General features: G+C 40.9%; 24 protein-coding genes. 1 reads left to right on the top strand and 23 read right to left on the bottom strand.

What is annotated here, in order from left to right; all coding sequences use genetic code 11:
- Positions 1-70 precede the first annotated feature (70 nt).
- From rpmD to rpsL, 23 genes are all read right to left on the bottom strand, one after another.
- Positions 71-247, bottom strand: a complete 177-nt coding sequence (rpmD, locus tag DTW91_RS03690) for a 50S ribosomal protein L30 (protein WP_125202067.1) — start codon at positions 245-247, stop codon at positions 71-73.
- A gap of 11 nt (positions 248-258) precedes the next feature.
- Positions 259-777, bottom strand: coding sequence for a 30S ribosomal protein S5 (gene rpsE / locus DTW91_RS03695; protein ID WP_125202068.1), 519 nt, complete (start codon positions 775-777; stop codon positions 259-261).
- Between the two features lie 21 nt (positions 778-798).
- The gene (rplR, locus tag DTW91_RS03700; protein WP_125202069.1) at positions 799-1,152 is read right to left on the bottom strand and encodes a 50S ribosomal protein L18; all 354 of its coding nucleotides are present in this window, start codon (positions 1,150-1,152) and stop codon (positions 799-801) included.
- An 11-nt stretch (positions 1,153-1,163) separates the two neighbouring features.
- On the bottom strand, positions 1,164-1,709 hold the full coding sequence (rplF, locus tag DTW91_RS03705; protein ID WP_125202070.1) for a 50S ribosomal protein L6: 546 nt from the start codon (positions 1,707-1,709) through the stop codon (positions 1,164-1,166).
- A 19-nt stretch (positions 1,710-1,728) separates the two neighbouring features.
- Complete coding sequence (gene rpsH / locus DTW91_RS03710; protein ID WP_125202071.1) at positions 1,729-2,127, bottom strand: 30S ribosomal protein S8; 399 nt, start codon at positions 2,125-2,127, stop codon at positions 1,729-1,731.
- A 149-nt stretch (positions 2,128-2,276) separates the two neighbouring features.
- Positions 2,277-2,546: a 30S ribosomal protein S14 gene (gene rpsN / locus DTW91_RS03715; RefSeq protein ID WP_027383308.1), complete on the bottom strand. Its 270-nt coding sequence runs from the start codon at positions 2,544-2,546 to the stop codon at positions 2,277-2,279.
- Positions 2,547-2,549: 3 nt separating this feature from the next.
- Positions 2,550-3,101: a 50S ribosomal protein L5 gene (gene rplE / locus DTW91_RS03720; RefSeq protein ID WP_125202072.1), complete on the bottom strand. Its 552-nt coding sequence runs from the start codon at positions 3,099-3,101 to the stop codon at positions 2,550-2,552.
- 11 nt (positions 3,102-3,112) lie between these two features.
- A complete protein-coding gene (gene rplX / locus DTW91_RS03725) occupies positions 3,113-3,433 on the bottom strand; it encodes a 50S ribosomal protein L24 (RefSeq protein WP_125202073.1) in 321 nt (106 codons plus the stop codon).
- A 20-nt stretch (positions 3,434-3,453) separates the two neighbouring features.
- Positions 3,454-3,822, bottom strand: a complete 369-nt coding sequence (gene rplN / locus DTW91_RS03730) for a 50S ribosomal protein L14 (RefSeq protein WP_027383311.1) — start codon at positions 3,820-3,822, stop codon at positions 3,454-3,456.
- A complete protein-coding gene (rpsQ, locus tag DTW91_RS03735; protein ID WP_125202074.1) occupies positions 3,822-4,076 on the bottom strand; it encodes a 30S ribosomal protein S17 in 255 nt (84 codons plus the stop codon). The genes rplN and rpsQ overlap by 1 nt, the downstream gene beginning before the upstream one ends.
- 12 nt (positions 4,077-4,088) lie before the next feature.
- Positions 4,089-4,274, bottom strand: coding sequence for a 50S ribosomal protein L29 (gene rpmC, locus DTW91_RS03740; RefSeq protein WP_125202075.1), 186 nt, complete (start codon positions 4,272-4,274; stop codon positions 4,089-4,091).
- 11 nt (positions 4,275-4,285) lie between these two features.
- Positions 4,286-4,711 carry a 50S ribosomal protein L16 gene (rplP, locus tag DTW91_RS03745; protein WP_125202076.1) on the bottom strand — a complete coding sequence of 142 codons (426 nt, stop codon included), beginning with the start codon at positions 4,709-4,711 and terminating at the stop codon, positions 4,286-4,288.
- A 76-nt stretch (positions 4,712-4,787) separates the two neighbouring features.
- Positions 4,788-5,540 carry a 30S ribosomal protein S3 gene (rpsC, locus tag DTW91_RS03750; protein ID WP_125202077.1) on the bottom strand — a complete coding sequence of 251 codons (753 nt, stop codon included), beginning with the start codon at positions 5,538-5,540 and terminating at the stop codon, positions 4,788-4,790.
- 8 nt (positions 5,541-5,548) lie between these two features.
- Positions 5,549-5,944 (bottom strand): 50S ribosomal protein L22, encoded by a 396-nt coding sequence (gene rplV / locus DTW91_RS03755; protein WP_125202078.1) that lies wholly within the window; start codon positions 5,942-5,944, stop codon positions 5,549-5,551.
- 2 nt (positions 5,945-5,946) lie between these two features.
- Positions 5,947-6,225 carry a 30S ribosomal protein S19 gene (rpsS, locus tag DTW91_RS03760; RefSeq protein ID WP_125202079.1) on the bottom strand — a complete coding sequence of 93 codons (279 nt, stop codon included), beginning with the start codon at positions 6,223-6,225 and terminating at the stop codon, positions 5,947-5,949.
- Positions 6,226-6,227: 2 nt separating this feature from the next.
- On the bottom strand, positions 6,228-7,049 hold the full coding sequence (gene rplB, locus DTW91_RS03765) for a 50S ribosomal protein L2 (RefSeq protein WP_125202080.1): 822 nt from the start codon (positions 7,047-7,049) through the stop codon (positions 6,228-6,230).
- Positions 7,050-7,068: 19 nt separating this feature from the next.
- The gene (rplW, locus tag DTW91_RS03770) at positions 7,069-7,359 is read right to left on the bottom strand and encodes a 50S ribosomal protein L23 (RefSeq protein ID WP_125202081.1); all 291 of its coding nucleotides are present in this window, start codon (positions 7,357-7,359) and stop codon (positions 7,069-7,071) included.
- A 3-nt stretch (positions 7,360-7,362) separates the two neighbouring features.
- The gene (gene rplD / locus DTW91_RS03775) at positions 7,363-7,992 is read right to left on the bottom strand and encodes a 50S ribosomal protein L4 (protein ID WP_125202082.1); all 630 of its coding nucleotides are present in this window, start codon (positions 7,990-7,992) and stop codon (positions 7,363-7,365) included.
- Complete coding sequence (gene rplC / locus DTW91_RS03780) at positions 7,983-8,609, bottom strand: 50S ribosomal protein L3 (protein ID WP_125202083.1); 627 nt, start codon at positions 8,607-8,609, stop codon at positions 7,983-7,985. Before rplC ends, rplD begins: the two co-directional genes overlap by 10 nt.
- 332 nt (positions 8,610-8,941) lie before the next feature.
- The gene (rpsJ, locus tag DTW91_RS03785) at positions 8,942-9,247 is read right to left on the bottom strand and encodes a 30S ribosomal protein S10 (protein ID WP_125202084.1); all 306 of its coding nucleotides are present in this window, start codon (positions 9,245-9,247) and stop codon (positions 8,942-8,944) included.
- A gap of 17 nt (positions 9,248-9,264) precedes the next feature.
- Positions 9,265-11,382, bottom strand: a complete 2,118-nt coding sequence (gene fusA, locus DTW91_RS03790; protein ID WP_125202085.1) for an elongation factor G — start codon at positions 11,380-11,382, stop codon at positions 9,265-9,267.
- Between the two features lie 6 nt (positions 11,383-11,388).
- Positions 11,389-11,865: a 30S ribosomal protein S7 gene (gene rpsG, locus DTW91_RS03795; protein ID WP_125202086.1), complete on the bottom strand. Its 477-nt coding sequence runs from the start codon at positions 11,863-11,865 to the stop codon at positions 11,389-11,391.
- Positions 11,866-11,889: 24 nt separating this feature from the next.
- The gene (rpsL, locus tag DTW91_RS03800) at positions 11,890-12,303 is read right to left on the bottom strand and encodes a 30S ribosomal protein S12 (protein ID WP_125202087.1); all 414 of its coding nucleotides are present in this window, start codon (positions 12,301-12,303) and stop codon (positions 11,890-11,892) included.
- Between the two features lie 220 nt (positions 12,304-12,523).
- Between rpsL and DTW91_RS03805 the strand changes: the two genes are divergently transcribed.
- Entirely contained in the window at positions 12,524-13,000 is a 477-nt protein-coding gene (locus DTW91_RS03805) for a Dps family protein (RefSeq protein WP_125202088.1), read from the top strand.
- The last annotated feature ends 37 nt before the right edge of the window (positions 13,001-13,037 follow it).

Genomic DNA, 13,037 nt, shown 5'->3' on the forward strand with positions numbered 1-13,037 from the left:
TTATTGAATATTTGAGATATAGATGCGAGACCGAAGAGAACTCTCCCATCTTGCATCTCTTGATCTGTTATTATTTTTGAACTTCTAATAGGTGACTCACAGAAGCGATCATTCCTAAGATGGAAGGTGTTGCTTCGTGCTCGATCACTTGGTGCAATTTTTTAAATCCTAAAGCTTCCAGCGTTCTTTTTTGGGTTTTGGATCTATTAATAGCGCTTCGAACTTGTTTTACTTTGATTGTTGCCATTATGATATTGATTAACCGTTAAACACTTTATCTAAAGAAACTCCCCTCATTCTTGCGATCTCCTCTGGTCTTCTGATGTCGAGCAATGCGTTGAAAGTCGCTTTCACCACATTATGTGGGTTAGAAGAACCTTTAGATTTCGACAATACATCGTGTACACCTGCAGATTCCAATACTGCACGAACGGCGCCCCCCGCGATGAGCCCTGTACCGTGAGACGCTGGTCTCAAGAAGATATCGGCACCGCCGTATCTTGCAGAAGTCTGGTGCGGGATGGTGTGGTTGATGACAGGAACTTTTACCAAGTTTTTCTTAGCATCTTCAACGGCTTTTGCGATGGCAGAAGCCACTTCTTTGGATTTACCGAGTCCGTACCCGATGATTCCGTCTTCGTTTCCTACCACAACAATTGCAGAAAACCCGAAAGCTCTACCTCCTTTGGTAACTTTGGTTACTCTGTTGACATCTACCAGGCGATCTTTTAATTCTAATCCTCCAGGTTTTACTCTTTCTATACTACTATCTACCATTTTTTTTCCGAATTTTTAAGATTAGAATTTAAGACCCCCTTCTCTGGCGCCATCTGCAAGAGCTTTCACTCGGCCGTGGTACACGAAACCATTTCTGTCAAAAACGATATTCTCGATACCGGCGGCTTTGGCTTTTTCGGCAATTGCCTTACCTACGGCTGCAGCTACTTCTGTTTTTGTGCCTTTAGCATCCACTCCCTTTTCTCTGGAGGAGGCCGATACCAAGGTTTTTCCTTCTTTATCATCTACCAACTGTGCGTAGATTTCTTTATTGCTTTTGAATACAGACAATCTTGGTAAGGTTGCAGATCCTGAGATCTTACCCCTTACTCTTCTTTTGATTCTGTTTCTTTTCTCAACTTTTGTTAATGCCATTTTCTTAATTTTTATGCAGATTTACCGGCTTTTCTTCTAATGATTTCACCTACGAATCTCACACCTTTACCTTTGTAAGGCTCTGGTTTTCTGAAAGATCTGATCTTTGCAGCCACCATTCCCAGCAGTTGATTATCGTAAGAAGATAGCGTAACGATCGGGTTTTTCCCTTTTTCAGTCAATGTATCCAAGGTCACTTCTTTTGGAAGTTCCAAGACGATAGCGTGGGAAAATCCGAGAGCCAATTCTAATCTTTGGCCGCTGTGGGATGCTCTGTATCCAACGCCTACCAATTCTAATTGCTTGGTGAATCCTGTCGTTGTCCCCACAATCATATTGTGGATAAGCGCGCGGTACAAGCCGTGAAGCGCTTTGTGTTCTTTTGAGTCGGACGGTCGGCTGAACGTCAGTACGCCGTCTTCCTGAGTGAAGGTAATTCCTCCTGTAAGTTCCTGAACCAATTCGCCCTTTGGACCTTTCACTGTTACCACATTATCTTTTTGAGAAATTGTAACACCAGCAGGAACTTCTATAATTGCTTTACCAATTCTTGACATTTTCCTTTGTTTTAAAAAATTAATATACGTAGCAAATGACTTCGCCTCCTACTTTCTCTTGTCTTGCTTTTTTGTCGGTCATCACTCCTCTGGAAGTAGAGATAATAGCGATGCCCAAGCCATTGAGCACTCTTGGCAGTTCGGCCGAACCCTTGTACTGTCTCAGTCCCGGTCTCGAAGCCCTTTGGATAGACTTGATCGCCGGCTTATTAGTTTGCTTGTCGTACTTAAGAGCGATTTTGATTGTTCCCTGAACCGTGTTGTCATCGAATTTGTAATTCAAGATGTAACCTTGGTCGAAAAGAATTTTCGTAAGCTCTTTTTTGATTTTCGATGCAGGAATTTCCACCACTTTGTGGCCTGCGCTTTGTGCGTTCCTTACTCTGGTCAGGAAATCTGAAATTGGATCTGTTACCATTTCTTTGTTTTAAATTATTGGTTTATGACAACCAGTTTTGAAAAAGAATCAAGATAAAAGAACAAAGAGCCAAGACCTTAAAATCTTTTCTCTTTATACTTTTTTCTTTTATCTACAATCAACTTAATTGCCTCGATTGTTCTTGTTGCTTACCAACTAGCTTTTTTCACGCCGGGGATTAGGCCGTTGTTCGCCATTTCTCTGAAAGTTACTCTGGAAATGCCGAATGTTCTCATATATCCTCGAGGTCTGCCTGTCAATTTACATCTGTTGTGTAATCTCACGGGGGAGGCATTTTTGGGCAACTTCTGCAATGCTTCGTAATCTCCGGCTTCTTTCAGAGCTTTTCTTTTCTCAGCATATTTCGCTACAGTAGCTTCTCTTTTGCGCTCGCGCGCTTTCATTGATTCTTTAGCCATTTCTTAATTCTTTTTGAAAGGTAACCCGAAGTGAGTTAATAATGATTTTGCTTCTTTGTCAGTCTTTGCAGTTGTCACGAAAGTAATGTCCATCCCTTGGATTTTTTTCACTTTGTCTATGACGATCTCCGGGAAGATGATTTGCTCGGTGATTCCTAAGTTGTAGTTGCCTCTTCCGTCGAAACCGTCAGCTTTGATACCGGAAAAATCTCTAATTCTTGGTAGCGCAGAGGACGTCAATCGGTCTAGGAATTCGTACATTTTATCTGCTCTAAGTGTCACCCTCGCCCCGATTGGCATTCCTTTTCTTAGTTTGAAGGCTGCTTCATCTTTTTTGGATAGGGTACCTACCGCTTTTTGTCCTGTGATTGCCGTCAACTCTTCGATAGCGTAATCCACGATTTTTTTATCCTGAACCGCCGATCCCAGTCCTTGGCTTACAACGATTTTCAATAATTTAGGCACCTGCATTACAGATTTGTACCCAAATTCTTCCATCATTGCAGGAACGATCTTGTCTTTATATTGTTGTTTTGGTCTTGCTATATATTCCATCGTAAATCTAATTATAAAGTTTCGCCGGTAGTTTTCGCTACTCTTACTTTTTTGTCTCCGTCTATTTTGATTCCCACTTTGGTAGCTTTCCCGTTTTTATCGATGAGTGCCACGTTTGAGATGTGTATAGAAGCTTCTTTTTCAACAATTCCTCCTTGAGGGTTAGCGGCGGATGGTTTCATGTGTTTCTTCACGATATTCAGTCCTGCAACGATGACCCTTGGATCTTTACCTTCTTTTCTGATGACTTGTAGGACTTCGCCTTTCTTACCTTTATTTTTTCCGGTAGTTACAAGTACATTGTCTCCTCTTTTTATTTTAACTTTTGTCATTTTTTTGTAAAATTTTAAAATTAAAGTACTTCAGGAGCTAATGAAATAACCTTCATATATTCTTTATCTCTCAATTCGCGCGCCACAGGCCCGAAAACACGGGTTCCTCTCATTTCTCCGGCAGCGTTGAGCAACACACAAGCGTTGTCTTCAAATTTGATGTACGAACCATCTTTTCTTCGCACGGCTTTTTTTGTTCGTACGACCACCGCTTTGGATACCTGACCTTTTTTTGCGTTTCCTGATGGTGTAGAATCTTTGATAGTCACTACAATTTTATCACCCACAGAAGCATATCTTCTTCTAGTACCTCCTAGAACTCTGATTACCAGTACTTCTTTAGCACCCGTGTTATCAGCAACTTTTAATCTTGATTCGGTTTGTAACATTATTTAGCTTTTTCTATGATTCTTACTAATCTCCATCTTTTGTTTTTGCTCAGAGGTCGGGTTTCAGTGATCAAAACTGTATCGCCTTCTGTGCATTCGTTTTTTTCATCGTGAGCGGTATATTTTTTCGTTTTCAAAACGAATTTGCCGTACATTGGATGTTTCACTCTCGTAGTTTCGCTAACAACAATAGTCTTTTCCATTTTATTGCTGGAAACTATTCCGATTCTTTCTTTTCTTAAATTTCTGTCCATTGTAAAAAGGAATTATTGTTTGTTAGTTAACGCGGTATTTAGTCTAGCGATAGATCTTCTCAAATCTCTGATTAAGATCGGATTTTCCAGCGGACTGATTTTGTGGGCTAATTTTGTTCTTGTATAATTAGCTTTGGCTTCAGCCAATTGGTTTTGTAAATCCTCTTTGCTTAAATTTTTGATGTCAGCTTTTTTCATTTTAATAGAGATTATAGCGGTTTAACAAAATCGTTTGCCACTACGAATTTCGTAACGACCGGCAACTTCTGAGCTGCAAGCCTAAGGGCTTCTTTGGCAACATCGTAAGGTACGCCACCAACTTCGAACATAATTTTACCGGGTTTCACTACGGCTACCCAATATTCTACGGCACCTTTACCTTTACCCATCCTTACTTCGGCCGGTTTCTTGGTAATCGGCTTGTCCGGGAATATTTTGATCCATAGCTGGCCTTCTCTTTTCATATATCTTGTCGCAGCGATACGGGCTGCTTCAATTTGTCTTGCAGTAATCCAAGCTCCCTCTGTAGCTTTGATTCCGAAGGTTCCGTAAGCGAGTTGATTCCCTCTTTGGGCAATCCCCTTCATCTTCATCTTGTGAACTCTGCGGAATTTGGTTCTTTTTGGTTGTAACATAATTTTAAATTTTAGATTTTAGAATTTAGATTTTAAAAAAGTAACGGTCATTTAAAAACTATCCTCTAAAATTTTATTAATTATTTCTTCTTGGTTTTCTCTCGCCACCTCGGTTCTCTCTGTCTCCGCCTCTTTCATTTCTGTCGCTGCGTCCTCCGGAAGGTGCTTTTTTCTGTTGTCCTACGAGTGGCGTAAGCTCTCTCTTGCCGTACACTTCTCCTTTCATAATCCAAACTTTGACGCCTAATTTACCATACTGCGTCAATGCTTCACCGATGTGATAATCGATATCTGCACGGAAAGTCGATAAAGGAATTCGTCCTTCTTTGAAGTTTTCGGAACGTGCCATTTCAGCGCCGTTCAATCTTCCGGAAATTTGCACTTTGATCCCTTCTGCACCCATTCTCATCGTAGAAGCGATGGCCATTTTCACAGCTCTTCTGTAGGAGATACGGTTTTCAATTTGCTTAGCAATGCTGTCGGCAACGAGCACGGCATCCAGCTCGGGTCTTTTGATTTCGAAGATATTGATCTGAATATCTTTACCGGTCAATTTTTTCAACTCTTCTTTTAGTTTGTCCACTTCTTGTCCGCCTTTTCCGATGATAAGTCCCGGTCTGGCAGTCGTGATCGTCACAGTTACTAATTTCAGGGTTCTCTCAATATAGATTTTTGAAATTCCGCCTTTGGATAATCTTGCTTCAAGGTATCTTCTGATTTTGTAATCTTCAGCGATTCTGTCGCCGTAGTTTTTACCACCAAACCAGTTAGAATCCCATCCTCTGATGATTCCTAATCTGTTACCAATTGGATTTGTCTTCTGTCCCATACCTTGAATTAATTTTTAGTACCTAAGATTAATGTAATGTGGTTAGATCTTTTTCTGATTCTGTAGCCGCGTCCTTGCGGAGCCGGTCTCAGTCTCTTCAGTTGTCTTGCGCTATCCACGAATACTTCTTTTACAACCAGGTTTGCTTCCTCTATGTCGGCACCTTCGTTTTTGGATTGCCAGTTGGCAATGGCAGAAAGGAGTACTTTTTCCAATTTCTCGGAAGCCCCTTTCTTAGAATATTTTAAGATGGACAAAGCTTTCTCTACCTCTACTCCTCTGATGATATCAGCTACTAATCTCATTTTTCTTGGAGAAGATGGGCAGTCGTTGTACAACGCTTTTGCCACATCTTGGTTTGCTACTTTACGTGCTAATGCACTTTCTCTTTTTCTTGATCCCATGATTATCTACCTCCTTTATTTTTGTTACCACCGTGACCTCTGAAAGATCTTGTCGGAGAAAATTCGCCTAGCTTGTGTCCTACCATGTTTTCTGTAACATAAACGGGGATAAAAGATTTCCCGTTGTGTACTGCGATAGTTTGACCTACGAAATCCGGAGAGATCATAGACGCTCTGGACCAAGTTTTGATGACTGTCTTTTTATTAGACTGTATATTTGTCTGAACCTTCTTATCTAAAGTATGATGAATAAAAGGTCCTTTTTTAAGTGATCTTGACATATTTATTTTCTTTTAGATATGATGTGACGGTTAGACGCTTTGTTTTTCTTTCTAGTTTTGTAACCTTTGGCCGGCATACCGTTTCTAGATCTTGGGTGTCCTCCGGACGAACGTCCTTCGCCACCACCCATCGGGTGATCTACTGGGTTCATTACGACGGCTCTCGTTCTAGGTCTTCTCCCAAGCCATCTGCTTCTACCGGCTTTTCCCGATACAGTCAACTGATGGTCTGAGTTGGAAACAGATCCAATCATTGCATAGCACTCGGTGAGGATCATTCTGGATTCTCCTGAAGGCAATTTCACGATGGCATATTTCCCGTCTCTTGAAGTTAATTGAGCCGATGATCCGGCACTTCTGGCAAGGATAGCACCTTGCCCGGGTTTCATTTCGATGCAAGAGATCACAGTTCCCAGCGGGATATTTTTCAGCTTCATAGCGTTGCCAACATTTGGTTCTACGCTTTCTCCTGAAACTATTTTTTGATCTACTTTGATTCCGTTTGGAGCGATGATGTATCTTTTCTCGCCGTCTGCATATTCCACCAAAGCGATGAAAGCAGTTCTATTGGGATCATATTCTACAGTTTTTACCGTGGCTTCTACGTCGTGCTTATTTCTTTTGAAGTCGATAATTCTGTATTTCTTTTTGTGTCCACCGCCGGTGTAACGCATGGTCATCTTACCAGTTTGGTTACGTCCACCTGACTTACTAATACCAACGGTAAGAGATTTCTCTGGTTTGTTGGTAGTAATTTCCTCAAAATTGTTTACAATTCTGAATCTCTGTCCCGGGGTGATAGGTTTTAATTTTCTAACAGACATTACTATTATTTATAATTAATTAATTCGTTGCGAAAATATCAATAACATCTCCGGCGGCCAGTGTTACAACCGCTTTTTTCAATTTATTGGTTTTCCCAACCTGGAGTCCTTGTTTGGTGTTTTTTGTAGAAACTTTAGGCGCATAAATCATCGTTCTAACGTCTGCTACTTTTACACCATAATGTGCTTCTATTGCACCTTTGATCTGGATCTTGTTTGCTTTGGGAGCAACTAAGAAAGAATAAGCACCTCTCAACTCTGTAAGATAGTTTGCTTTTTCTGAAATGATTGGTTTAATAATAACTGACATGATTTATTTCTTTAGATTTTCCTGAAATTTTTCTACGGCATCTTCCAAGAAGATAATCTCACCGGCGTTGATCAAATCATAAGAAGAGATCTCGTTATAATTCAAAACTTTTGTTTTGGGCAAGTTTCTTGAAGATAAATATACATTCTTGTTAGACTCAGGAAGGACGAATAATGATTTTTTACCCGTAAGCGTCAAAGCATCCAACAATTTGATGAATTCTTTGGTCTTAGGCGCATCAAAACTGAAATTTTCCAAAACCCTAACGCTGTTGTCTTTCAATTTTTGAGAAAGCACAGATTTCTTGGCTAATCTTTTCAAAGATTTGTTCAATTTGAAACGGTAATCTCTCGGTTTCGGGCCAAAAACTCTACCCCCACCTTTGAAAGTTGGCGACTTGATATCACCATATCTTGCAGATCCGGAACCTTTTTGCTTTTTAAGCTTTCGGGTAGATCCTGTGATCTCGCTTCTTTCTTTTGATTTATGAGTCCCTTGTCGCTGAGCGGCAAGATATTGTTTAACTTCTAAGTAAACCGCGTGCTGATTGGGCTCTATTCCGAAAACTGATTCGTCAAGAGATACTTTTCTTCCGGTTTCTTTTCCTGATGTATTTAATACTACTAATTCCATTTTCTGACAATTACATAAGAATTTTTTGCTCCCGGAATAGCACCTTTTACAACTAAAAGATTTTGTTCCTCATCTACTTTCAAAACCTGAAGGTTTTGCACGGTGACCTGCTTACCTCCCATTCTGCCTGCCATTCTCATCCCCTTGAATACTCTTGAGGGATCTGAACCCGCACCGATAGAACCGGGGGCTCTAAGTCTGTTGTGCTGTCCGTGAGTAGCCTGCATCACACCTCCAAAGCCGTGTCTTTTCACCACACCTTGGAAACCTTTACCTTTGGAAGTACCTGTTACATCCACGAATTCTCCTTCGCCGAATAATTTTACAGTTACCTCTTCTCCTACCGTCACTTGGTCTACAAATTCTCTGTAGAACTCTACCAACTTTGCTTTAGGAGTAGAACCCGCCTTTTTGAAATGGCCGGCCAACGCTTTACCAACGTTCTTCTCACTCTTGTCATCGAAACCCAACTGAACAGCTTTGTAGCCGTCTTTCTCTTCGGTTCTGACCTGTAAAACCGTACATGGACCAGCCTGGATAACGGTACAAGGCAAGTTTTTGCCGTTCTCGTCAAACAGAGATGTCATCCCGATTTTTTTTCCAATAATACCTGACATTATTTATTATATATCTACTATATTCAAAAAATACAACATTTTAGCGGTGTTCGTAATGTACTATGTTTGAAATAGGCATACTCCTTCCCTAAAATGAGTGTGCAAATGTAGGAATATTTTTTATAATGACAAATAAATATTTGGAAATTATTTGATAATTTGTGAGTTACGGAATTGTGAAACATCACCATTTAATTTACCCATTCGAACAGCCGAAAATATTTACTAATGCCCGCTTATGTGAGAAATTCTCGCCATCATCAAATCCATCAGTAAAAGCAAAAAATCCCCAATCTTTCGAAAGGGGATTATATTCATGATAATTTGAATCATCACACTTTAATTTCTACGTCTACACCGCTCGGCAATTCAAGTTTCATCAAGGCATCCACAGTTTTGGAAGAAGAAGAGTAGATATCCATCAATCTCTTGTGCGATGATAATTGGAACTGCTCTCTGGCTTTCTTGTTCACGTGCGGAGATCTCAACACCGTGAAGATTCTCTTATTGGTTGGCAAAGGAATGGGTCCGTTTACAACAGCACCTGTAGATTTTACCGTTTTTACGATTTTCTCGGCAGACTTGTCCACCAAGTTGTAATCGTAAGATTTTAATTTTATTCTGATTCTTTGTGACATTTTTTTAATTTAAAAAATTAACCTTTAGCTTTAGCAATGATTTCTTCGGCAATGTTTTGTGGCGCCGGTTCGTATTTCTCGAATTCCATCGAAGAAGTAGCTCTTCCGGAGGACAAGGTTCTGAGCGAAGTAACATAACCAAACATTTCAGATAGTGGCACGAAAGCTTTAATGACCTTGGCATTATTTCTATCGTCCATACCGTTTATCGTACCTCTTCTGCGGTTGAGGTCTCCTACGATGTCGCCCATATATTCTTCCGGAGTTACCACTTCCAATTTCATGATAGGCTCCATGATCACAGGTTTTGCTTTTTTACCGGCCTCTTTGAATCCCATTTTGGCAGCTAATTCGAATGATAACTGATCGGAGTCAACGGCGTGGAAAGATCCATCTTTGAGCACGATCTTCATCGATTCGACTTCGAAACCTGCTAAAGGTCCATTTTTCATGGCTTCTTTGAAACCCTTTTCTACGGAAGGGATAAATTCTCTCGGGATGTTACCGCCTTTGATTTCGTTGACGAATTCCAGACCAGTTTTACCTTCGTCCGCTGGACCTATGTCGAAAACGATATCTGCAAATTTACCTCTACCACCGGTTTGTTTTTTGTAAACTTCCCTATGGCTGGCCACTTGCGTGAGTGCTTCTTTGTATTCCACTTGAGGCTGCCCTTGGTTGACTTCTACTTTGAATTCTCTCCGCATACGATCGACGATGATATCCAAGTGAAGCTCACCCATCCCGGAGATAATGGTCTGGCCGGATGCCTCATCTGTTCGTACCGTAAAAGTGGGATCTTCTTCTGCCAGTTTAGACAGGGCATTACCCATTTTATCCTGATCCGCTTTGGTCTTAGGCTCAACGGCAATACCGATCACGGGCTCCGGGAAAACCATCGATTCTAGAACGATTGGGTTTTTCTCGTCGCACATAGTATCACCGGTCTTGATAGATTTGAAACCTACTGCTGCGCCAATATCTCCCGCTTCAATATAATCTACGGGGTTTTGCTTGTTGGCGTGCATCTGATAGATTCTCGAGATTCTTTCTTTGTCTCCCGAACGGCTGTTCAAAATATAAGAACCCGCATCAAGTCTTCCTGAATAGGCTCTGAAGAACGCCAATCTTCCCACGAAAGGATCGGTAGCTATTTTAAAGGCCAAAGCTGCGAAAGGCTCTTTCACGTCTGGCTTCCTGGCGATTTCGGCGCCGGTTCTCGGGTCTGTGCCTCTGATATCATCTTTATCCAATGGAGACGGCAGATATTTGCAAACGGCATCCAACATAAACTGTACACCTTTATTCTTGAACGACGAACCACAAGTCATCGGGATTATAGAAAGATCGATCGTCGCTTTTCTAAGGGCTTCGTTGATTTCGTCTTCGGAAATAGAATCCGGATCTTCGAAGAATTTTTCCATCAAAGAGTCATCATAATCCGCAACAGCTTCGACTAATTTTTCGCGATATTCCAAAACTTCGTCTTTCATATCTTCGGGGATCGGAACCACTTCAAAAGTAGCGCCTTGCCCTTCTTCGTCCCAAACGATGGCTCTGTTTTTTATTAAATCCACCACGCCTTTGAAATCTTCTTCGGCACCGATGGGTAAAACAATCGGGACAGCGTTTGATCCCAACATGGTCTTAACTTGGTTTACCACATTAAGAAAGTCGGCACCTTGACGGTCCATTTTGTTTACGAATCCCATTCTTGCAACTTTGTAATTATCGGCCAATCTCCAGTTGGTTTCAGACTGAGGCTCGACTCCATCTACTGCAGAGAAAAGGAATACCAATCCGTCCAATACTCTCAACGACCGGTTAACTTCTACTGTGAAATCAACGTGTCCCGGCGTATCGATGATATTGAAATGGTAGGATTTGGTTTCCGGAAGCGGTCTTCCCTGATCGGTCGGGAAGTTCCAATTGCAAGTTGTAGCGGCAGAAGTAATGGTGATGCCTCTTTCTGCTTCCTGCTCCATCCAGTCCATTGTAGAAGCCCCATCGTGAACTTCTCCAATCTTGTGGTTGACCCCGGTATAGAATAAGATTCTTTCGGTTGTAGTGGTTTTACCGGCATCGATGTGCGCGGCAATTCCTATATTTCTTGTGTATTTAAGATCTCTACTCATTTATAATTAGAATTTGAAGTGTGAGAAAGCTTTGTTAGCTTCCGCCATTTTGTGAGTATCAGATTTTTTCTTGTAAGCGGCTCCTTCTTCTCTGGAGGCTGCTATCACTTCGTTGGCCAATTTCAAAGCCATAGATTTATCATTTCTAGCTTTAGAATATTTGATTAGCCATTTCATGGCCATAGAAATTTTTCTATCGGCTCTGATGGGCATCGGAATTTGGAAGTTGGCGCCTCCTACTCTTCGGGAACGTACTTCTACGTGAGGCATCACGTTGGTCAATGCATCTTTCCAGATTTCAAGGGCGGTTTTTTCGGTTTCTCCTTTTTTGGTTTCTACGATGTCTAGTGCGTCATAGAATATTTTGAATGCGATAGATTTTTTACCATCCAGCATCAAGTTGTTTACGAATCTCGTTACCAATTGATCATTAAATTTCGGATCTGGTAACAACGGTCTTTTTTTCGCTTTTGTCTTTCTCATTGTTTCTGTACCTTTATTTAATGATTATTTTTTCTTTCCTTTAGCTGGCGCTGCAGCTGCCTGACCTGGTTTTGGTCTCTTGGCTCCATACTTAGATCGTCTTTGAGTTCTTCCGTTGACACCTGCCGTGTCCAGTGCTCCTCTTACGATATGATAACGTACTCCCGGTAGGTCTTTCACCCTTCCGCCGCGTACCAATACTATCGAGTGCTCTTGAAGATTATGTCCTTCGCCCGGGATGTAGGCGTTGATCTCTTTACCGTTGGAAAGTCTTACCCTTGCAACTTTTCTCAGTGCAGAGTTAGGTTTCTTAGGAGTGGTGGTATATACTCTCGTACATACACCTCGTCTTTGTGGACAAGAATCAAGGGCAGCCGATTTACTCTTCTTGGTGAGTGCGACTCTTCCTTTTCTTACTAATTGTTGAATAGTAGGCATTTAATTGCTTTTTATTTTAGGGTGCAAAAATATGAATAATTTTGTAATCTACAAGTAGTTGGAACAAAAATAATTAGCGATTGAAATTTTCAATAAGACATTTGTCCAATTTTCATCAGCATCTCTCCGGAAATGATTAATTTTGGAAAGATTATTGCTTACAAATAGGCGATTTTCCATTAATCAAAATTTAAACAATAAATCCAATATCTTTAACATAATGAAAAATGCAACTTTAATCGGCCTCAAAGAAACCGATTGCAAAACCATCGCAGACAAACTTAATGTCTTATTAGCCAATTACTCGGTTTTTTACCAAAACACCAGAGGTTCTCACTGGAACATCAAAGGCGAGCAATTCTTCACGCTTCATCCGAAATTCGAAGAACTTTACAATAGTTTGGTTTTAAAAATTGATGAAATTGCCGAAAGAATCTTAACTCTGGGAGCTACTCCGGCTCATAACTATTCGGACTATTTGCAAATATCGACCATCAAAGAAAGCAAAGAAGTTTCTGACGGAAACAAAAGCGTCGAACTCATTCTTAATTCTTTCAAGGTAGTGATTGAGCTGCAAAGAGAGCTTCTCGAAATCACAGAAAAAGCGGGCGACGAAGGCACCAACTCCCAAATGAGCGACTACATTACGGAACAAGAAAAAGAGGTCTGGATGTACAGTTCCTACCTTGGCAAATAAAAGTTAAAATTTTTAAAATTAGAATCCGGCTCCTTAC

Source organism: Chryseobacterium sp. SC28 (genome assembly GCF_003932955.1).
Lineage (GTDB): Bacteria > Bacteroidota > Bacteroidia > Flavobacteriales > Weeksellaceae > Epilithonimonas.